The organism is Myxococcota bacterium (genome assembly GCA_041389495.1).
Classification (GTDB): domain Bacteria; phylum Myxococcota_A; class UBA9160; order UBA9160; family UBA4427; genus JAWKRT01.
Window position 1 is genome coordinate 417,198 of sequence record JAWKRT010000003.1, and the last position, 21,081, is coordinate 438,278.

Here is a 21,081-nt window from a genome sequence, read left to right on the forward strand (position 1 = left end):
AAACTCCCGGACGGGAGACAGGAGAGGGAAGTCATGTCGTTGTCGGGTGCGATGTTCACGGGTGTCTCGGGCCTCGGGGCGATCTCGACGGCCATCCAGGTGATCGGCGACAACATCGCCAACCAGAACACGCCGGGATTCAAGGCGAGTCGCGTGCAGTTCGCCGACGTGCTCGGACGCACGATCACGAGCGCGGGCGGCTTCTCGCAGGTCGGCGCGGGCACGGCGGTCGCGCGCGTCCAGCCGCTCTTCACGCAGGGCACGTTCGAGAACACGTCGGTCAACACGGATCTCGCGATCGAGGGCGCGGGCCTGTTCGTGGTCGACGGCAACCAGGGGCGCCACTACACGCGCGTCGGCCTCTTCAGCTTCGACAACCAGGGGCTCCTGGTCGACGCCGACGGCGACCGCGTGCAGGGCTTCGGGATCGACCCCGCGACCGGCGCCGCGAACGGTCAGCTCGGCAACGTCGCGATCAACAACGCGCTGGCGCCGCCGGTGCCGACGTCGGCCATCTCGACGAACCTCAACCTGAACGCGAGCGCGACGGCGATCCCGGGCGGCTTCGATCCCGCCGACCCGGTGGGCACCGCCAACTTCACGCACCTCGCCACCGTCTACGACTCGCTCGGCAACGCGCGGCCCGTGACGCTCTTCTTCACGAAGACGGCGGCGGGCGCGTGGGACTGGACGGCGGCCGTGCCGCCGAGCGAGACGACGACGGCGCCCGCCAATCCGACGGACACCTTCGTCGTCCAGGGCAGCGGCACGCTCGCGTTCGACACGTCGGGCACGCTCACGGCGGCCACCGGCACGACGGTGAACTTCCAGTTCGCCGGCGGCGCCGCGGGCAGCCAGTCGATCACGATCGACTTCGGGCCGCTCGGCGCGCAGACGGGAAGCACGACGCAGTTCGCGAACGCGCAGTCCGTGGTGAACGCGTTCACGCAGGACGGCTCGTCGGCCGGCACGCTCGTGAACCTCGACATCGACGATGCGGGCTACATCACGGGCCTGTTCTCGAACGGCTCGATCGTGCCGCTCGCCCAGCTCGCGCTCGCGCAGTTCCCGAACCTCGAGGAGCTGCAGGCGGTGGGCAACAACAACTACGTCGAGACCCGCGCCTCGGGCCAGCCGCTCGTCGGCGCGCCCTCGTCCGGCCAGTTCGGCTCGATCCGGTCGAGCACGATCGAGCAGTCGAACGTCGACCTCGCCGGCGAGTTCGTCCGCCTGATCATCTACCAGCGCGGCTTCCAGGCGAACACGCGCACGATCTCGACGAGCAACGAGCTGCTGGCGTCGCTGCTGCAGCTCGGCCAGTAGCGGATCGCGGTGACGTAGACGTCGACCCGAGCGGAGCGGGAGCGGGGAATGAGCGAGGCACTGGTGAGCGACTACATGAGCAGCGACGTCGAGACCGCGCGCGCGGACGAGCCGCTGCGCGCGGCCCTCGAACGCATGGCCGCGCGGCGCTGCTCGTGCACCGTGGTGTGCGAGGACGCGCGTCCGATCGGCATCGTGACGGAGCGGGATCTCGGGCGTCTCGTGCTGCAGGAGGACCGCGCGTCGCGACTCGATGCGCCCGTGGCGGCGTCGATGACGCGCGGGATCGTCGCCGTCGAGCGCACGGCGACGGTCGCGCACGCGGCCCGTGTGCTGCGCGAGCGCGCCATCCGGCGCCTTCCCGTCGTGGACGCGAGCGGCGCGGTGTGCGGGATCCTCACGCAATCCGATCTCTTGCGGGCGTTCGCGGCAGAGGCGGAGGAGCGCAGCGAGGCGCTCGAGGTGCTCGTCGCCGAGCGCACGCGCGAGCTCGAGGAGGCGAACCAGCGGCTCGAGGCGCTCTCGCTCACCGACGGCCTGCTCGGAATCGGCAACCGGCGCTCGATGGAGCTCCACCTCACGAACCTGCACCAGATCGCCGGTCGCTACGGGAAGTCGTACGCGATGCTGATGGTCGACGTCGACTCGTTCAAGCTGTTCAACGACCGCTACGGCCACCTCGCGGCGGACGGCGTGCTGCGCAGCGTCGCGCAGACGGCGGAGAGCCTGCTGCGCGCGCCCGATCGCGCCTTCCGCTACGGCGGCGAGGAGCTCGCGCTCGCGCTGCCCGAGACGTGCTCGGAAGGGGCGATGCGCGCGGCGGAGCGGGTGCGCGGCGGCATCGAGGCGCTCGGCATCGAGCACGAGGCCTCGCACGCGGGCGTCGTCACCGTGAGCATCGGCGTCGCGGTCGCGCGCGAGGAGGGCGTGCGTTTCCCCGAAGCCTGGTCCGACCTGATCGCGCGCGCGGACACCGCGCTGTACGTCGCCAAGGAGTCCGGCCGCAACCGCGCCGTGCTCTGGACCCCCGGGCTGGGCCGAGGCGCCGAATGTTAGGCGTCGGCCGGGGCCGGCGAGGTGCGCGCTCCGCCCCGCGCGGAGGCGCCCGGCGCCTGTGATACGGTCCTCGCCGCCATCGCGCGGGGAGGGCGTGGGCATGAGGGAGTCCGTGTTCTGGGGCGCGTGCGCGGCGACCGGTGTCGCCGTGCTCGGAGGCGCCGCGCTGCTCCTCGCGGCGCGCGGCCGCTTCGGTGCGCACGAGGGGCCCGGCGAGCCGACGGCGGTGGCGCGGCCGGCCGCGGTCGTCGCGGCGAACGACGCGGCCGTCGGGAGCGCGGCGCGCGCGCTCGGCCTCCCGGGCGATCGCGCGATCCTGTTCGGCGACCTCCACGTCCACACGACGTTCTCGTTCGACGCCTTCGCGTTCAGCCTGCCGTCGCTCGGCGGCGAGGGCGCGCACCCACCGGCCGACGCCTGCGACTTCGCGCGCTTCTGCTCGGCGCTCGACTTCTGGTCGATCAACGATCACGCGTTCAGCGTCACGCCCGCGCACTGGCGGGAGACGGTCGACAGCCTGCGCCGCTGCAACGCGGTGGCGGGCGACGCGCGCGACCCCGACACCGTCGCCTATCTCGGCTGGGAGTGGACGCAGGTCGGCGCGACGCCGGAGACGCACTTCGGCCACAAGAACGTCGTGCTGCGCGACCTCGACGGGCCCGCGCTGCCGGCGCGCCCGATCGCGGCCGCGCGCGAGGGCGAAGCGGGCCCGGGCGCGCTCGCGCGCATCGCGATGACGGCGGCCGGCGACGCGCGCCTGCGCGCCTACGCGCGTTATCTCGCCGAGCTCGACGAGACGCCGCGCTGCGACGCCGCGACGCCGTCGCCCGAGCTCCCCGACGACTGCCTCGAGCAGGCGCGCACGCCGGCCGACCTGTTCCGCAAGCTCGACGAGTGGGAGGCCGAGGCGATCGTCGTCCCGCACGGGACGGCGTGGGGCTTCTACACGCCTCCCGGATCGACGTGGGACAAGCAGCTCGCGGGCGCCATGCACTCCGAGCACTACCAGCGCCTGTTCGAGGTGTACTCGGGACACGGGAGCTCGGAGGTGTACCGGCCGTGGCGCGCGGTCGAGCTCGACGCCGCGGGCAATCCGCACTGCCCGCCGCCGCGCGCGGACTACGAGCCGATGTGCTGGCGCGCGGGCGAGATCATCCGGGCCCGCTGTCTCGCGGAAGGCGCGTCGTCGGACGAGTGCGACCTGCGCGCCGAGGAGGCGCGCGCGAACGCGGCGCGCGCCGGAGTCTCGGCGCACCTCACCGTGCCCGGCGCGACCGCCGCCGAGTGGCTCGACGCCGGGCAGTGCCGCGACTGCGACGAGCCCGCCTTCCACTACCGGCCGGGCGGCTCGGCGCAGTACGTGCTCGCGCTGTCGGACTTCGCGAGCGGCGACGCCGGTGCGTCGCCGCGCCGGTTCCACTTCGGGCTCCTGGCGTCGAGCGACAACCACTTCGCGCGGCCCGGCACGGGCTTCAAGGAGTTCGCGCGCAGCGGGAACACGGAGTCGCGCTCGCCGCCGCCGGGCGGCGGCGCCGCGCTCGGCCCGTTCGCGCCCGAGCGCGAGGAGCCCGTCGCCCGCTCGCGCGCGTTCCGCTCCGGCCGGTCGGGCTTCGCGGTGCGCGAGACCGAGCGCCAGGCGTCGTTCCTCACGACGGGCGGGCTCGTCGCCGTGCACGCCGACGCGCGCGATCGCGGCGCGATCTGGGACGCACTCGTGCGCCGCGAGGTGTACGGAACGAGTGGGCCGCGCATCCTGCTGTGGTTCGACCTGCTGAACGCGCCGGGCGCGCGCGGCCGCCCGCTCCCGATGGGCGGCGAGGCGCGCATGGCGGGCGAGCCCATCTTCCAGGTGCGCGCGGTCGGCTCGTTCGAGCAGCTCCCCGGCTGTCCCGACGACGCGACGGACGCGCTCTCGCCCGAGCGCCTCGCGCATCTCTGCAAGGGCGAGTGCTACCACCCGAGCGACGTGCGGCGGCCGATCACGCGCATCGAGGTCGTGCGCATCCGCCCGCAGGCCGCGCCCGGCGAGGACGTCGCCGCGCTCGTCGACGACCCGTGGCGCACGTTCGCCTGCGACGGCGACCCCGCCGGCTGCGTCGTGCACTTCTCCGACGCGGAGTTCGCGTCCGCCGGGCGCGATGCGCTCTACTACGTGCGCGCCTACGAGGCCGAGGCCCCCGCGATCAACGCCGGCAACCTGCGCTGCGATCGCGATGCGACGGGTGCGTGCGTGCGCGCGCATCCGTGTCCCGGGCCGGCCGGCGCCGCCGACGACTGCCTCGCCCCGCACGAGCCGCGCGCGTGGTCGTCCCCGATCCGGGTCGACCACGCGCGCGGGACGGCGGACGCGCGCGCGCCGCGCTCAGAAGCGGCCGTGGAGCCCCACGCGGAAGCTGCGCCCCTGTAGCAGCACGTCGTCCTTGTTCACGGCGATGTGGTTGCGCGCGACCTCGTCCGTGAGGTTCGTGCCGCGCGCGACGAGGTCGACCTCGACACCGCCGGCGCGCGCGCCGAGCAGCCGCTCGACGGGCACGGGGACGACGAGGCTCGCGTCGAGCAGCACGAACCCCTGGGTGTCGCTCTCGCCCTCCGCGACGTCGTCCTGCTCCTCGGTGCGCACGAAGCCGATGCGCGCGCGCGCCCGGTCGCCGCGCACGCCGAGCCCACCGCCCCAGCGCACCGGGGTGATGCGCGGGACGTCGCGGTCGACGCCGCCGCCGACGTTGCGGAAGCGCGCGCGCACCCAGTCGAGCCGGCCGTCGGCGACGAGCGTGCAGTCGCCGAGGTCGAGCACGTCGGCTTCGACCGAGAGCTCGCCGCCGTAGAAGAGCGCGTCGCGCGCCTCGTAGACGAGCTCGTCGAGCGCGGCCGGGTCTGTCGGCAGCACGGGGGCACCGGTCTCGTCCACCGTGTTGCCCGTCAGGCGCCCGTACACGTAGTCGCGGTAGCGCGTGACGAAGAACGCGGCCTCGCCGCGCACCCGTTCGTAGTCGGCCTGTGCGCGCACCTCGCCCGTGAAGGCCGTCTCCTCGTCGAGGTCCGCGCCGCCCATCTCGAAGGTGCCGGTCGCCTCGTGCGGCCCGCGCGCGAACAGCTCGACGTCGCTCGGTGCGCGCTGGGTCGCGGCCGCGAGCGCGCCGAACGTCCACGCGTCGCCCACGTGCTGCACGAGCCCGATCGAGCCGCTCAGCGGGACGAAGTCGCGCGCGCGCCGCGCGCCGCCGAGCGGCTCGCCGACGACGCGCGTCGACTCGACGCGCAGGCCGAGCTCGGCGTGCAGGTCCGCGAGCAGCGGGCGTTCCTCGAAGCCGTACAGCGCGACCGTGCGCGAGGTCGCCGGCGCGAGGAACTCCGCGGCCTCGCCGCCGGCGGTGAGGTCGCGGTAGCGCGCGTCGAGCCCGAGCGCGCCGGTGAAGCCCGCGAGCTCGTCGTGCACGAGCTCGAGGCGGCCGCCGACCTCGTCGTCGTCGAACGTCTGGCCGACCACGCCGTCGGCGACCTCGTCGTGCTCGTAGTCGGTGTACACGCTGCGCAGTCGCAGCTCGCTGAATCCGGGCAGCGGGTCGAACAGCTCGCCGTCGACGCGCAGCCGGTTCGCGTCCATCCGGATCTCGACGTCCTCGCCCGCTTCGGGAATGCCGTAGTCGTTGCGGAAGTGCGAGTAGGCGGCGCCGAGGCGGCCGCGCTCGCCGATCCACGAAGCGCCGAACGAGCCGGCCGCGGCCTCGCCCTGCGAGCCCGGCTGCGCGGCGCCCGTGCCCGTCTCGTAGCGATCGGCGTTGCGGTAGAGGCCGTCGAAGTGGAAGGCGAACGGGCCCGCGCCGGTGTCGACCTCGGCCGCGACCACGCCTTCGTTGCCGTTCGTCTCGAAGCCCGAGTAGACGTCGACCGACGGCGTGGGCTCGTGCAGCTCGCGCGGCACGCGGTTCGTGATCGCGTTGACGACGCCGGCCGTCGCGCCGCCGCCGTAGCGCAGCGTCGCGGGGCCGTGCACGACCTCGATGCTGCGCGCGGAGAGCGGGCTCGTCGGGATGCCGTGGTCGGGCGAGAGACGCGACACGTCCTGCGACGGCAGGCCGTCCTCGAGCACCTCGGTGCGGAACGCGTCCTGCCCGCGGATCACCGGGCGGCTCGCGCCGCGCGCGTAGCCCGTCGTCGAGATGCCGGGGATGCGCTGGAGCGTGTCGCCGAGCGTTCCGCCGAACCCCTCGACGAGCTCGCCGCGATCGAGCGACGACACGGGGATGGCGAGCTCGTCCTCGGAGTGTCCGAGCGGCGACGCCGTCACGACGAGCCGTTCGGCGTCGGGCGATGCTCCCTGCTCGGCTTCGGACGCGTTGCTCGCGCGCGTCTCGTGGGTGTGGTCGTGGGGATGCTCGTCCGCGTCGGCGAACGAAGGCGTCGCGAGCGCGAACGTCGCGAGTGCGAGTGCGAACGAGCGCGCGCATCGCGCGTGCGCGGGGGTCGGGTTCATCGGATCTCCTCCGGTGCTCGCGGCGGACGGCGCGCGGGGCGCCGGCCGCGAGCGCGGCGCTCGGCGCGCGGCGCCGAGCGGGATGCGTGCGTGCAGGGCCGTGGTGGCGCGCGACCGAGGCCGCGCGCGCACACGGGATGGCGTTCGGGATCAGGCGCGGGGCGAGGGCGGAGCGCGCTGATGCGCGGGCGCGCGCGGTGCGCGCGGCGCGTGCGCCGCCTCGACGGCGCGGGCGTCGGCGCACGGCGCGGTGGCGGCGACCAGCGTCGGCGCCGCGGTCGGGGCCGCGAGCTTCGCGAGCCCCGCGTGCGTGCAGAGCACGCACGAGGCATCGATCGAGCCATTGGCCGAAGGATCCGCGTGGCCGTGGGAGGCGGCGATCGAGAGCGCGACGGCGCTCGCGAGCGCGAGCAGCAGGGCGGCGAGGGCGCGCCGCCCGGAGCCGGGCCGGGACGGGAGCGGAAGCGAGGGCCGGGACCCGGCGTCGTCGAGCTTCGCCATGCGCGCCTCCGCGTGGACGCGCGTCGTGTAGTCGAGCCGTCGGGGCGAGTCAAGCGACGCTGCTAGCCTCGGGCGCTCGCGCTGCGCCGCGCGGGGCGCGCACGCGCCGCGACGCCGCCGACGCGCGGCGACGCGGCCGACGAGCGGACGCGCGCGGCGACGCGGCCGACGAAGACGGGGAGGCCCGCGCGCATGGCGCTCGACGACGCGACATCGGCTCCGCCTCCCGCGGATGCGGTGAGCGCGAACGGCCTGCCCGCCGATCCGCTCGCGCCCGCCGAGTTCTGCGAGCGCTTCCTGCCCGCGTGGTTCACGTCGGTCTGGCGGGACGGTGTTCCCGACGCGCCGCCGCTCGCGCTGGGGCTCGCGCTCCGCGGTGATGGCGGCGGCGAGTGGTGCTGCCGTCTGCAATCCGGGCGGCTCGAGGTCGCGGCCGGCGGCCGCGACTCCGCCGACGTCACCGTCGTGCAGAGCGTCGAGGACTGGCGGGGCGCGCTCTGGGGCGGCCGCGGCGGCGCGTTCGGACGCGCGCTCGCGCGCGCGTTCGCGCCCTCGTCGGCGCCCGCACTGCGCGCGGCGCGGCTCGTCCCGGCCGGGAGCGCCGCGTCGCTGCGGGCGATCGACGCGTTGGTCCGCATCTCGATCGTGGGCGAAGCGGCGGGCGACTGGAGCGTCGATCTGCGCGTCGGCCCCGGGCCGATTCCGGAGGAGCCCCGGGCGATGCTCGCGATCGACGTGGAGGACGCCGCCGCACTCGCGCGCCGCGAGCTCGACCCGGTGTCGGCCGTGCTGTCGGGGCGGATCGAGGTGCGCGGAGACGTCGCGCTGCTGCTCCGGCTGCAGGCCGCGGGTGCGGAGCTCGTCGCGCGGCCCACCCGATAGGCCCTGCGCGCGCTCCCTTCCGATCGCGCGTCGCGGGCGCGCGGCCGCGCGCCGTACGCGGCCTCCTGGGCCTTTGCGGCCCTACGGGAACTTGGCTACTCAACCGGCCGCTGGGGGACGGTAGTTCAATCGGTTAGAGCACCGGCCTGTCACGCCGGAAGTTGCGGGTTCGAGTCCCGTCCGTCCCGCCAGTCTCCTCCCGCACTCGCGCGCGCATCGCTCGCTGGGGCGCGCTCTGCGCGTCGACGCGCGCTCACCGAGGCGCCGTTCGGAGCCTTCCACGGCGCCGCTGCGGCGAAGTCCCGAGGCCTCGCTCCCGCGATTCGCGCATTCGCGCGCTCGGCGCTCCGGCCGAGGTGCGCGTCGGCCGATGCACGCGCCTAGCAACGCTGGAGGCGGGCTTGCCGACCATCCTCGTCATCGACGACTCCGAGGGACATCGCGCGGAGATCCGCGCCGCACTCTCCGAGGCGCGCGAGTTCGACACGATCCTCGAGGCGGGCGACGGCATCCAGGGGCTCAAGCTCCTCCTGAACGAGACGGTCGATCTCGTGCTCTGCGATCTCGAGCTCCCCGGCCTCGACGGCGAGAAGCTCCTGCGCGTGAAGGACGCGAACGCGCGCGGTGTCCCCGTTCCGTTCCTCTTCGTGACCGGCTCCCAGGACCGCGATCGCCGCACGCGCCTCATCGAGGACGGCGCGAGCGACGTCGTGCAGAAGCCCTTCTTCACTCCCGACCTCGTCGCGCGACTCCGCCTCCACCTCAAGATCCGGCAGCTCCAGCAGGAGCTCATGGTCAAGAACCGCCGCCTCGAGTACCTGTCGACCACGGACGAGGTGACGGGCCTTCGCACGCGCCGCTACGTGAACGAGATGCTGCGCGGCGAGTTCCAGCGCGCGCGCCGCTACGGGCAGCCGCTCTCGGTGTTGATGGCCGATCTCGATCACTTCAAGCGCGTCAACGACCAGTACGGGCACCCGGCCGGCGACGCCGTGCTCCGCGCCGCGGCCGACCGCCTGCAGGAGCACCTGCGCGCGACGGACGTCGCGGGGCGCTACGGCGGCGAGGAGTTCGTCGTCGTCCTCCCGCACAACGACCTCGAGGGTGCGACGCTCGCGGCCGAGCGCTGGCGCGACATGATCGGCGGCAAGCCGTTCTCGCTTCCCGACGGGCGCGAGATCCGCGTGACCGTGAGCATCGGCGTCGCGGCCTACGCACGCTCGATGGAGTCGCCGGACGAGCTGGTCTCGGCCGCCGACACCGCGCTGTACATGGCGAAGGAGAACGGGCGCGACCGCGTCGAGTGCTTCGAGGCCGTCGCCCCTGGCTCGCGCAGCGACGCCTAGCATCGAGCCTCAGCGCTCGCCGTCGTCCTCGCGCACGGCGGCGCGCCGCGCGCGCCAGGCCGCGAGACGCGTCGCGACGTCGGCCTCGGCGCCCGCGTCCTTCGGCGCGTAGAAGGTCGCGTCGCCGAGCGCATCGGGCAGGTTGCGGTCGCCGACGAAGGCGTCCTCCGCGTCGTGCGCGTAGCGATAGCCGTCGCCGTAGCCGAGCGACTTCATCAGTCCGGTCGGCGCATTGCGCAGGTGCAGGGGGACGGGCAGCGAGCCCGTCCGCGCGACGGCCTCCTGCGCGCGGCCGAGTGCGGCGTAGCTGGCGTTGCTCTTGGGCGCGCACGCGAGCCAGGTGGTCGCCTGCGCGAGCGGGATGCGGCCCTCGGGCATGCCGATGCGCTCGACCGCGAGGAAGGCGCTCGTCGCGAGCGGGAGCGCGGTCGGATCGGCGTTGCCCACGTCCTCCGACGCCAGGATCACGAGCCGGCGCGCGACGAAGAGCGGGTCCTCGCCGGCCTCGAGCAGGCGCGCGAGGTAGTAGAGCGCCGCGTCGGGGTCGCTCGCGCGCACGCTCTTGATGAACGCGGAGACGACGTTGTAGTGGTCCTCGCGGTCGCGGTCGTGCCGCAGCATGGCGCGGCCGGCGGCCTCGCGGACGGTCTCGAGTGCGAGCGGGCCGTCGCGTCCTTCGAGGCGATGGACGGCGACGGCCGCTTCGAGCAGGCCGAGCGCGCGTCGCGCATCGCCGTCGCTCGCCGCCGCGATCGCGCGGCGCGCGTCGTCCGAGAGTGCGACGCCGCTCGCGCCGAGGCCGCGTTCGCCGTCGGCCATCGCGCGCTCGAGCAGGGCCGCGACGTCCTCTTCGCCGAGCGGCTCGAGCACGAACACGCGGCAGCGCGACAGGAGCGGCGCGTTCACCTCGAACGACGGGTTCTCCGTCGTGGCGCCGACGAGCGTGACGGTGCCGGCCTCGACGTGGGGGAGGAGCACGTCCTGCTGCGCGCGGTTCAGCCGGTGGATCTCGTCGATGAAGAGCAGCGTGCGCTGCCCCGCGCGGAGCGCGCGGCGCGCGGTGTCGACCGCGGCGCGGATCTCCTTCACGCCGGCGACGACCGCGGACAGCTCCTCGATGCGCGTCGAGGCGGTCGCCGCGAGGAGCCGCGCGAGCGTCGTCTTGCCGCTTCCCGGCGGCCCCCAGAAGAGCACGCTCGGGAGCTCGCCGCCCTCGACGAGGGCGCGCAGCGCGGCGCCGCGGCCGACGAGCTTCGCGTGCCCGACGACCTCGTCGAAGCTTCGCGGGCGCATGCGGTCGGCGAGCGGTCGCGCACTGCGATCGCCGCGCTCCGCGTCGCCCGCGCCGCCGGCCCCGCCGCCCGCACTGCGGGGAGCGGGCCGGTCGGGCTGCGGCGGAAAGAGCAGGGGAGCGTCGTCGTCGGTCACGCGCGGATGCTAGCCGGGCGCCGCCGCCCGCCGAGCCCTTGAGCGGCGGCCGCGCGGGTGGGATCATCGCGCCGCCCGCACCCCCCGCCCCGAGCGCGCCGAGCGGGCGCGCGCCGCCCGCGACGGAGCACGGCGACACGAGATGGCGAACCGCGACCGACGCAGCACGGACGGGCGAGGCTGACGATGGGCATCCGGCGCGTCGGCGTGTGCCTCAAGCCCGACCAGCCCCAGGCGGAGCCCGTCGTGCGCGCACTCCGCGCCTGGCTCGCGGAGCGCGGGATCGACGTCGCCGCGGATGCACAGTGCGCGCCGTGGTGCGGCGTCGAGGCATCTTCGCCGAGCGCGCTCGCCGAGGGATGCGATCTGCTCGTCTCGCTCGGCGGCGACGGCACGCTGCTCTCGGTCGCGCGCGCGGTCGGGACGCGCGCCGTTCCCATCCTCGGCGTCAACCTCGGCACGCTCGGCTTCCTCACCGAGGTCTCGGTCGACGAGATGCTCGACGTGCTCGCGGGCGTCCTCGACGGACGCGCGACGCTCGTGTCGCGCATGCGACTCTCCGTGCTCGTGCGGCGCGACGGGCGCGAGGTCGCGCAGTACCAGGCGCTCAACGAGGCGGTCGTCGCGAAGAACGCGCTGTCGCGGATGATCGACATCGAGGTCGCCGCCGACGATCTCGCCGTGACGACCTATCACGGCGACGGCCTCATCGTCGCGACACCGACCGGCTCGACGGCGTACTCGCTCTCGGCCGGCGGGCCGCTCGTGCTGCCGGGGACGGGCGTGATCGTGCTGACGCCGATCTGCCCCCACTCGCTCGCGCAGCGCCCGCTCGTGCTCCCGCAGGCGTCGCGCGTCGACGCGACCGTCCGCACGCGCGGCAGCGACGTCTCGCTGACCGTCGACGGGCAGCAGGGCCTCGCGCTCGAGGACGGCGACCGCGTGACGGTGACGCGCTCGCCGCACCCCGTCGAGGTCGTCGCGTCGCCCGTGCGCAGCCGCTTCGACATCCTTCGCACGAAGCTCCACTGGGGCGAGCGATGATCGAGACGCTGCGCATCCGCGACGTCGCGATCGTCGACGAGGTCGCGCTCGAGTTCGGTCCCGGCCTCAACGTGCTGACGGGCGAGACCGGCGCGGGCAAGTCGATCGTGCTCGGGGCGCTCTCGCTGCTCGCCGGCGCGCGCGCGTCGGCCGACCTCGTGCGCGACGGCGCCGAGCGCGCGGAGGCCGAGGCCGTGTTCCGCACCGCGGCGCTCGGCGACCTCGAGCGCGAGCTCGAGGCGCTCGGGCTCGGCGCCGCCGCCGAGGGCGAGGCCTGGGAGCACGAGCTCATCGTGCAGCGCAGCGTCGAGCGCGCCGGCAGGAGTCGCGCTCGCGTCGGGGGCGCGCTGCTGCCGGTGACGGCGCTCGCCCGGCTGTTCGAAGGGCGCATCGAGATCTCGAGCCAGCACTCGAGCCAGGCGCTGCTGCACGGGGAGACGCACGCGCGGCTGCTCGACGAGGCGGGCGGGCACGGCGCGCTTCGCGACGAGGTCGAGCGCGGCTGCGCGGCGCTGCGCGAGCTCGATCGCGAGCTCGTCGCGCTGCGCGAGGCCGCCGAGGACCGCGCGCGGCGCGAGGACTTCCTTCGCTTCCAGATCGAGGAGATCGACGCGGCCGGCCTGCGCGTCGACGAGGTCGCGGAGCTCGAGGCCGACCATCGCCGGCTCGCGCACGCGGAGCAGCTGCGCGAGGAAGGCGCGATCGCCGTCGCAGCGCTCGCGGGCGACGCGAGCGCGGCGGACGCGGACGCCGCGGGCGCGGTCGACCTCGTCGCGCGCGCGCAGCGCGTCGTCGCGTCGCTCGCGAAGATGGACGGCGACCTCGAGGCGCTCGGCGAGCGGCTGCGCGCGAGCGAGGACGAGCTGCGCGACGTCGCCGCCGACCTCGAGCGCTACGTCGATCGCCTCGACGTCGATCCGCGTCGGCTGGCGCGGCTCGAGGAGCGGATCGGCGAGGTCGAGAAGCTGCGGCGCAAGTACGGCGACGACGTCGGGCGCATCCTCGCGTTCCGGGAGGCGGCCGCGGCGGAGCTCGCGGGGATCGAGGGCGCGGACGAGCGCGTCGCCGCGCTCGAGCGCGAGCGCGCGGCGAGCGCGGCCCGGCTCGCGAATGCGGCGTCCGCGCTGAGTGCGGCGCGCGAGCGCGCCGCGAAGGCGCTCGCGCGCCGCGTGCAGGCGCCGCTGCGCGATCTCGCGCTCCCCGACGCGCGCTTCGAGGTCGCGCTGCGTCCGATCGACCCGCCCGACGGCTTTCCGTGCGGGCCCTCGGGCCGCGAGGCCGTCGAGTTCCTGTTCGCCGCGAACGCGGGGAGCGCGCCGCGTCCGCTCCAGAAGGTCGCGTCGGGCGGCGAGCTCTCGCGCGTCTTCCTCGCGGTGAAGAACGCGCTGCGCGGCGCCGGGCGGGGCATGGTGCTCGTGTTCGACGAGGTCGACGCCGGCATCGGCGGGCGGGTCGCCGAGCGCGTCGGGCGCTGCCTCGCGGAGCTGGCCGCGCACCACCAGGTCCTCTGCATCACGCATCACCCGCAGATCGCCGCGCTCGCCGACCGGCACTTCCGCGTCGCGAAGCGCAAGTCCGGGCGGCGCACGCTCGCCACCGTCGAGCGCGTGGAGGGCGAGGCGCGGGTCGACGAGATCGCGCGCATGGCGGGGGGCGAGGCGATCTCGCCGGAGACGCGCCGGCACGCGGAGGCGCTGCTGCGCGGCCGCGAGGCCTAGCGCGGGGGGCCGGGCGCGGCGGCGGGCCGCACTGGCCCTCCCATACATAGAGGCACGTGGGTCGCGGGCGGGGGACGGCCTGGAGGGCGTGCGGCCCCCCCTGGCGGCGGTCCGGCCGCCCGCGAGGCCGGCCTCGTCGGCACCGCAGCCCTCGCGGGAGGCTCCGAGGCGGGCGAGGCCTCCGCGCCGAGCCGCTCCTGCGCGGCCCGCGGACCGCCCGCAGAACACCCGACGCCCGCACCTGACGCGTTCCCGGGGTCAAGGGGCGCTCGACCGCTTCCGATGTGCAGGTCCGTCGCGAGGGCGGAGCCGCCGCGTGCCGGGCGCCGGCGCGGTGTGCTCCGTCTCACGCTCGGCCGTGCGCCGAGCGCTCGATGAGGAAGCGGAGCGCAGCCAGTGACGAGCGAGCGTGGCGCACGGCGCGAAGGAGCGAAGGGCGGGGCCGGCGGCAAGCCGGTACCTCCCGGCGCCTCGATCACGGTCGCGGGCGGCTTCTACGAAGGACTCGAGGTGCCGATCGACCGCGAGTGGCTCGTGATCGGGCGCGGGCGCAGCGCGGACCTCGTGATCGCCGAGCCGACGATCTCGCGGGCGCACGCGGCCGTCGGCCACGACGAAAACGGATTCTTCGTGCAGGACCTCGGTAGCACGAACGAGACGCACGTGAACGGAACGCGCATCGATCGCCAGGAGATCGAGGACGGAGACCGGTTGCAGCTCGGCAAGCTGCTGCTCGACGTGTCCCTGCCGCGTTAGGCGGGGGCCGACCGGACGAACGATTCGCCGGCGCCGCGCGGAGGGCGGGCGACGGACGACGCGAGGGAAGCCATGGATCTGTACACGTTGATCGTCGTCGGCGACGAGCGATCCCCGGTCCGCCGGTTCCAGGTGCCGAAGGTCACCGTCCACCGCGGAGCGGCGATCGCCGCCGTCCTCGCGATCGCGCTCGCCGCGGGAGGCTGGGACTACTGGCGCCTTCGCGCCGAGAACAGCGAGCTCCCCGAGCTCCGCGACGCCACGACGACCCAGGCCGAGAAGATCCGGAGCTTCGAGCGCGCGCTCTCCGACGTCGAGAGCCAGCTCGCGCGCGTCCAGGAGCTCGAGCGCAAGGTGCGCATCATCGCGAACCTCCCCGGCGCGAGCGCGACGGGCGGCGACGACATCTCCGACGTCGCGCCGGCCGACGAGCCGGCGCTCCCGACCGGAGTCCCGATCGAGATGGGACAGGGCGGCCCCGAGCCGGGCGAGGCGATGTTCGACGCCGCCGAGCTCGCAGCGCAGGGCGCCGTGGCGCTCTCGTTCGATCAGATGCACCTGCGCGCCGAACACCTCGGCGGGCTCGCGCAGTACCGCGCGACCGCACTCGACGAACTCGTCGAGCAGCTCGAGGACAAGCGCAACCAGCTCGAGTCGATGCCGTCGGTCTGGCCCGTGAAGGGCTGGCTGACGTCGCGCTTCGGTCCGCGCATCTCGCCCTTCACGGGGCGCCGCCACATGCACCAGGGCATCGACATCGCGACGCGACACGGAACGCCGATCGTCGCGCCCGCGCGCGGTCGGGTCGTCTTCACCGGGCAGAAGGGGCCGCTCGGCAAGTGCGTCGTGATCGATCACGGCTTCGGCGTGCGCACGTTCTACGGTCACACGTCGTCGGTGGACGTGAAGACGGGTGACCGCGTCGAGCGCGGGCAGGTGATCGCCGCGGTCGGGAGCACGGGCCGGAGCACGGGCCCGCACCTCCACTACTCGGTCGAGGTGAGTGGCAAGTCGCGGGACCCGCTCGACTACATCCTCGACTGACGCGCACGCGCGGGCCCCGCGGCCGGGCCGGGGTCGGGCGCGCTCGCACAGCTGCTAGACTGCGCGCGCCCACACCCCCGCCACCCCGAGCGAGTCCGCACCATGCAGCGCATGCTCTCCAAGGTCTTCGGGACGCGCAACGATCGCGCCGTGAAGCGCCTGCGTCCGACGATCGAGCACATCAACGCGCTCGAGACCGACATGGAGGCGCTGTCCGACGACGCGCTCCGTGGGAAGACCGACGAGCTCCGCCGGCGCATCGCGGACGGCGCCTCGGTCGACGACCTGCTTCCGGAGGCGTTCGCGACGGTGCGCGAGGCCGCCAAGCGGACACTCGGGCAGCGGCACTACGACGTCCAGCTGGTCGGCGGCATCTTCCTGCACCAGGGCTCGATCGCGGAGATGAAGACGGGCGAGGGCAAGACGCTCGTCGCGACCCTGCCGACGTACCTGAACGCGCTGTCCGGCAAGGGCGTGCACGTCGTCACGGTCAACGACTACCTCGCGCAGCGCGACGCCGAGTGGATGAGCCAGATCTACGGCTTCCTGGGCATGAGCGTCGGCGTGATCAAGCACGGCCTCGACCACCAGCAGCGCTTCGACGCCTACCGCTGCGACATCACGTACGCGACCAACAACGAGCTCGGCTTCGACTACCTCCGCGACAACATGGAGCGGCGGCTCGAGCACTGCGTCCAGCGCGAGCTCCACTACGCGATCGTCGACGAGGTCGACTCGATCCTGATCGACGAGGCGCGCACGCCGCTCATCATCTCGGGCGCGTCCGAGAGCAACACGCAGATCTACCAGGTCGCGAACCGCGTGATCCCCTCGCTCACCAAGGGCGAGAAGGGCGACCACAAGGAAGGCATCGAGGAGACGGGCGACTTCCACATCGACGAGAAGGCGCACTCCGCGACGCTGACGGAGGAGGGCATCAAGAAGGTCGAGCGCATGCTCGGCGTCGCCAACCTCTACGACCCCGACATGATCCCGGTGCTCCACGCGGTGACGCAGGCGCTCTCCGCGCATGCGCTCAAGCGCCGCGACGTCGACTACGTCGTGCGCGTGAACGACGAGACGCGCAAGAAGGAGGTCGTGATCGTCGACGAGCACACCGGGCGCCTGATGCCCGGGCGCCGCTGGTCGGACGGCCTCCACCAGGCGGTCGAAGCGAAGGAAGGCATCGCGATCCAGAGCGAGAACCAGACGCTCGCCTCGATCACCTTCCAGAACTTCTTCCGCATGTACGGGAAGCTCGCGGGCATGACGGGCACCGCCGACACCGAGGCGCCCGAGTTCGCGAAGATCTACGACCTCGACGTGCGCGTCGTGCCCACGAATCGGCCGATGCAGCGCATCGACATGGGCGACGTCGTCTACAAGACGAAGCGCGAGAAGCAGTTCGCGGTGCTCGACGAGATCCGGGAGCGGCAGGAGAGCGGCCAGCCGGTGCTCGTCGGCACGATCTCGATCGAGGCGTCGGAGCTGCTGTCGCAGCTGCTCAAGAAGAAGGGCATCCGCCACGCCGTGCTGAACGCGAAGCACCACGAGCGCGAGGCCGAGATCGTGGCGCAGGCCGGGCGCAAGGGCGCGGTGACGATCTCGACGAACATGGCGGGGCGCGGCACGGACATCGTGCTCGGCGGCAACCCCGAGATGATGGCGCTGCAGAAGTGCAAGCACGACCGCAGCCATCCCGAGTTCGAGGCCGAGCTCGCGCGCTTCGAGGCCGAGTGCGCGGCCGAGCGCGAGGAGGTGCTCGCCGCGGGCGGTCTGCACATCCTCGGCACCGAGCGCCACGAGAGCCGCCGCATCGACAACCAGCTGCGCGGCCGCTCCGGCCGGCAGGGCGACCCGGGCTCGAGCCAGTTCTTCCTCTCGCTCGAGGACGACCTGCTGCGCATCTTCGAGGCCGATCGGGTCAAGCAGTGGTGGGACCGCGTGGGCGTCGAGGAGGGCGAGGCGATCGAGAATCGCCTGCTCACGCGCGTGATCGAGAACGCGCAGACCAAGGTCGAGGCGCGCAACTTCGAGATCCGCAAGCACCTGCTCGAGTACGACGACGTGATGAACAAGCAGCGGCAGGTGTTCTACGCGCGCCGCCGCCAGGCGCTCGCCGCCGTCGACCTCCACGACGAGGTGCGCGCGATGACGGAAGGCGTCCTCGTCCAGATCCTCGACCTCCACTGGCCGGACAAGGGCGAGCCCGACGCCTCCGTCGCCGCCGAGCTCGCGACCGCGATCGGCGACGTGTTCGGTGTGCAGTTCGATCCGGAGGCGCCGCCCTTCGCGGCCGACGGCCGCGTCGCGCGCGACCGCGACGAGCTCGGCCGCACCGTCCTCGACCGCCTGCTCGAGCTGCTCGAGGCGAAGCGCGAGCGCTGGAACGAGATCGCCGAGCGCAACGCCGACATCGGCTTCCCGCGCTACGAGCTCGTCGAGCGCGACGTCGCGCTCGGGGTGCTCGACGCACAGTGGAAGGACCACCTCCACACGATGGACGGCCTGCGCGAGGGCATCGGCCTGCGCGGCTACGCCCAGGTCGACCCGAAGCGCGAGTACCAGCGCGAGGGCTTCGCGCTCTTCGCCGAGATGGAAGAGCGCATCGACCAGCACACGGTGAATCGCTTCTTCCACCTCGAGCCGCGGGACCCGCAGGCGGAGTCCGCGCAGGCGGTGCCCGCGCCGCGCGTCGCGCCGCGCCACCCCGCGCTCGCGACGCCGTCGTCGCCGAACGCCGGCGGCGCGCCGGCGCGCACCGCGATCGAGGCGCGACGCGCCGGCGGCGCCGCATCCGCCGCCGCGGGGGGCGGCAAGGTCGGCCGCAACGACCCCTGCCCGTGCGGAAGCGGCAAGAAGTTCAAGAAGTGCTGCGGCGCCTGAGGGCGCCCTCTGGCACGCTCCCGCCTCCGCGCACGTGACGCGCCCCGCGCGTCCGCGCGCGACGGAGGGGGGACGATGGCGACTCGAGCGAAGCGCGCGACGAGCGCGAAGGCGCGCGGGCCCGGCGCGGGCTTCGCGGTGCCGGGCTTCCGGGCGGCCGGCATCCACTGCGGCATCAAGGCGAAGACGCGCGATCTCGCGCTCGTCGCGAGCGACGTGCCCGCGACCGTCGCGGGCGTGTTCACCACCTCGACGGTCGTCGGCGCGCCGGTGGCCTGGTGCCGCGAGCGCGTGAAGAAAGGCGTCGCGCGCGCGCTCGTCGTGAATTCGGGCGTCTCGAACGTCGCGATGGGCGAGCGCGGCAAGCGCGACAACCGCGAGGTGGCGCAGCTCGCGGCGTCCGCGCTCGGCGTTCCCGTCGAGCAGGTGATGACGTCGGCGACGGGCGTGATCGGGCACCCGCTGCCGATGGCGAAGCTGCGCGCGGGCATTCCCGCCGCCGCGCGCGAGCTCGCGCCGGAAGGCCTCGCCGACGCGGCGCTCGCGATACGCACGACCGACACGTTCACCAAGACGGCGCTCCGCCGCGTGCGCGTCGACGGCCGCAGCGTGACCGTCGCCGGCATGGCGAAGGGCTCGGGCATGATCGAGCCGCGCATGGCGACGATGCTCGCGTACGTCTTCACCGACGCCGCCGTGTCGGCGCCCTTCCTCCGCCGCCTCGTGCGCGAGACGGCCGATGCGACGTTCAACCGGCTCAGCGTCGACGGCGAGACGTCGACGAGCGACACGTTCCTCGCGTTCGCGAACGGAGTCGCGGGCCATCGCGTGCTGCGCGGCGCGCGCAGCGCGGGCGCCGACGCCTTCGCGCGCGCGTTCCGCGAGGTGTGCGAGTCGCTCGTGCGCGACCTCGCGCGCGACGGCGAGGGTGCGACGAAGCTCGTCACGATCGACGTGCGCGGCGCGGCGAGCGACGCGCAGGCCGAGCTCGCCGCGCGCCGCATCGCGAACTCGGCACTCGTGAAGACCGCGCTCTTCGGGCGCGACCCGAACTGGGGCCGCATCGTCCAGACGCTCGGCGCCGGGCGCGTGAAGCTCCGCGAGGAGCGCATGCGCGTGAAGCTGTGCGGCGTGCCCGTGTTCGCGAACGGCGCCGCCACCGGCGCGGCGGCGCGGCGGCGCGCCTGGGAGCGGATGGGAGCGCCCGACGTGTCGATCGAGGTCGACCTCGCCGCCGGCAAGGCGTCGACGCGGATGTGGACGTGCGACTTCTCGTACGACTACGTGCGCATCAACGCCGAGTACACGACCTGAGCCCGGGCCGGGTGCCCGGCCCGGAGCGCCGACACCGGGCGGGGGCGCGGCCGGCCGCCGAGCGCGTTCCCGGGGCCGTGGTCGCGCCCGGACGCCTCTGCTAAACACGCGCGACTTCACACGTTCCGACTGGCCCCTGCGGTGCTCGGTGCAGGCGGCGGCGCGCTCCGCGCGCCGCGTCTTCGCGCCGGGTCGGGGCGCCGGGGCGCCGGGCGAGGGCCCGCGCCGCGGACGGAGCGGCAGACCAACCGCGAAGGAGAGTCCGATGTCCGAGACCCCGAGCGAGCCGACGCCGGCCGCCGAATCCACTGGCTTTGCCGCGGCCGTCGCCGCGGACGACCTCACGCCGAGCCTCGCGCCGCTCGACATCCCGAGCCTGCTCGAGTGCGGCGTCCACTTCGGTCACCAGACGAAGCGCTGGAACCCGAAGATGCGGTCGTACCTGTTCGGCGACCGCAACGGCATCCACATCATCGACCTCGACCAGACGCTCCCGCTCCTGCGCGAGGCCGTCGAGTACGTGCGCGACGTCGCGGCCGGCGGCGGCAAGGTGCTCTTCGTGGGCACGAAGAAGCAGGCCGCGCCCGCGGTGATGCACGCCGCGCACCGCTCGAAGCAGTTCTACGTGAACAACCGCTGGCTCGGCGGCATGCTCACCAACTGGAAGACGGTCAAGAAGTCGATCGAGAAGTACAAGGCCGTGCTCGAGACGCTCGCGGACGCCGAGCGCTCGGCGGAGCTCAGCAAGAAGGAGCTCTCCCGCCTGAACCGGCTCAAGACCAAGTACGACAAGTCGCTCGCCGGCATCAAGGAGATGACGCGCCTCCCGGACGTCATGTTCGTGATCGACGTCGGGATGGAGTCGATCGCCGTGGCCGAGGGCAAGCGGCTCGGCATCCCGATCATCGGCGTCGTCGACAGCAACAACGACCCCGACGACATCGACTTCGTGATTCCCGGCAACGACGACGCGATCCGCGCCATCGACTACTACTGCTCGCACGTCGCGCAGGCGTGCATCGAGGGCGCGGCGGCGCACCAGGAGCGGCTGCGCTCCGAGATGCCCGCGCGCGCCGCGGTCGAGGCCGCGGGCGGCCGCCGCGTCGTCGAGATCACGCAGGCGCCGCGCCGCTCGCGCAGCGCGTCCGGGCGCACGGCGAGCGCCGGCGGCTGGAGCGACAAGGAAGAGAACAAGGGCGAGGCCGCACCGACCGAGGGCGGCGAGGCCTGAGCACGCGTGCGACGTGCGCCGCGCGCCGGATGCGCGTGCGGCGCGCGCTCGCGCGACGACCCCGGACACCGACGGAGA

Annotated in this window: 15 protein-coding genes and 1 tRNA gene; 13 read left to right on the forward strand and 3 right to left on the reverse strand. The window is 74.0% G+C overall.

Annotated elements, in window-relative coordinates; translation table 11 throughout:
• Positions 1 to 33: 33 nt before the first annotated feature.
• The 3 genes from R3E88_18185 to R3E88_18195 all read left to right on the forward strand — a co-directional run bounded on the left by R3E88_18185 (position 34) and on the right by R3E88_18195 (position 4,786).
• Complete coding sequence (locus tag R3E88_18185) at positions 34 to 1,323, forward strand: flagellar hook protein FlgE (protein MEZ4218412.1); 1,290 nt, start codon at positions 34 to 36, stop codon at positions 1,321 to 1,323.
• A 48-nt stretch (positions 1,324 to 1,371) separates the two neighbouring features.
• Complete coding sequence (locus tag R3E88_18190) at positions 1,372 to 2,379, forward strand: GGDEF domain-containing protein (GenBank protein MEZ4218413.1); 1,008 nt, start codon at positions 1,372 to 1,374, stop codon at positions 2,377 to 2,379.
• A gap of 100 nt (positions 2,380 to 2,479) precedes the next feature.
• On the forward strand, positions 2,480 to 4,786 hold the full coding sequence (locus R3E88_18195) for a DUF3604 domain-containing protein (GenBank protein MEZ4218414.1): 2,307 nt from the start codon (positions 2,480 to 2,482) through the stop codon (positions 4,784 to 4,786).
• On the opposite strand, the gene R3E88_18200 is transcribed toward R3E88_18195, so the two are convergent.
• On the reverse strand, positions 4,742 to 6,853 hold the full coding sequence (locus R3E88_18200) for a TonB-dependent receptor (protein MEZ4218415.1): 2,112 nt from the start codon (positions 6,851 to 6,853) through the stop codon (positions 4,742 to 4,744). The genes R3E88_18195 and R3E88_18200 overlap by 45 nt on opposite strands.
• Before the next feature lie 150 nt (positions 6,854 to 7,003).
• The gene (locus tag R3E88_18205; GenBank protein ID MEZ4218416.1) at positions 7,004 to 7,354 is read right to left on the reverse strand and encodes a hypothetical protein; all 351 of its coding nucleotides are present in this window, start codon (positions 7,352 to 7,354) and stop codon (positions 7,004 to 7,006) included.
• 237 nt (positions 7,355 to 7,591) lie between these two features.
• On the opposite strand from R3E88_18205, the gene R3E88_18210 reads away from it, so the two are divergent.
• From R3E88_18210 to R3E88_18220, 3 genes are all read left to right on the forward strand, one after another.
• Complete coding sequence (locus tag R3E88_18210) at positions 7,592 to 8,236, forward strand: SCP2 sterol-binding domain-containing protein (protein MEZ4218417.1); 645 nt, start codon at positions 7,592 to 7,594, stop codon at positions 8,234 to 8,236.
• A gap of 114 nt (positions 8,237 to 8,350) precedes the next feature.
• Positions 8,351 to 8,427 (forward strand) — tRNA-Asp (locus tag R3E88_18215).
• Between the two features lie 210 nt (positions 8,428 to 8,637).
• On the forward strand, positions 8,638 to 9,582 hold the full coding sequence (locus R3E88_18220; protein MEZ4218418.1) for a diguanylate cyclase: 945 nt from the start codon (positions 8,638 to 8,640) through the stop codon (positions 9,580 to 9,582).
• 9 nt (positions 9,583 to 9,591) lie between these two features.
• Here the strand turns inward: R3E88_18220 and R3E88_18225 are convergent, their stop codons facing one another.
• A complete protein-coding gene (locus R3E88_18225) occupies positions 9,592 to 11,010 on the reverse strand; it encodes a replication-associated recombination protein A (GenBank protein MEZ4218419.1) in 1,419 nt (472 codons plus the stop codon).
• Positions 11,011 to 11,196: 186 nt separating this feature from the next.
• On the opposite strand from R3E88_18225, the gene R3E88_18230 reads away from it, so the two are divergent.
• The 7 genes from R3E88_18230 (at position 11,197) to rpsB (ending at position 21,003) form a co-directional block, all read left to right on the forward strand.
• Complete coding sequence (locus R3E88_18230) at positions 11,197 to 12,054, forward strand: NAD(+)/NADH kinase (GenBank protein MEZ4218420.1); 858 nt, start codon at positions 11,197 to 11,199, stop codon at positions 12,052 to 12,054.
• Complete coding sequence (recN, locus tag R3E88_18235; GenBank protein ID MEZ4218421.1) at positions 12,051 to 13,772, forward strand: DNA repair protein RecN; 1,722 nt, start codon at positions 12,051 to 12,053, stop codon at positions 13,770 to 13,772. Before R3E88_18230 ends, recN begins: the two co-directional genes overlap by 4 nt.
• 396 nt (positions 13,773 to 14,168) lie before the next feature.
• A complete protein-coding gene (locus tag R3E88_18240; protein ID MEZ4218422.1) occupies positions 14,169 to 14,528 on the forward strand; it encodes an FHA domain-containing protein in 360 nt (119 codons plus the stop codon).
• A 72-nt stretch (positions 14,529 to 14,600) separates the two neighbouring features.
• Complete coding sequence (locus R3E88_18245) at positions 14,601 to 15,572, forward strand: M23 family metallopeptidase (GenBank protein ID MEZ4218423.1); 972 nt, start codon at positions 14,601 to 14,603, stop codon at positions 15,570 to 15,572.
• A 102-nt stretch (positions 15,573 to 15,674) separates the two neighbouring features.
• On the forward strand, positions 15,675 to 18,458 hold the full coding sequence (gene secA, locus R3E88_18250; GenBank protein MEZ4218424.1) for a preprotein translocase subunit SecA: 2,784 nt from the start codon (positions 15,675 to 15,677) through the stop codon (positions 18,456 to 18,458).
• Positions 18,459 to 18,533: 75 nt separating this feature from the next.
• A complete protein-coding gene (gene argJ / locus R3E88_18255; protein ID MEZ4218425.1) occupies positions 18,534 to 19,772 on the forward strand; it encodes a bifunctional glutamate N-acetyltransferase/amino-acid acetyltransferase ArgJ in 1,239 nt (412 codons plus the stop codon).
• 265 nt (positions 19,773 to 20,037) lie between these two features.
• Positions 20,038 to 21,003 (forward strand): 30S ribosomal protein S2, encoded by a 966-nt coding sequence (gene rpsB, locus R3E88_18260; GenBank protein MEZ4218426.1) that lies wholly within the window; start codon positions 20,038 to 20,040, stop codon positions 21,001 to 21,003.
• The last annotated feature ends 78 nt before the right edge of the window (positions 21,004 to 21,081 follow it).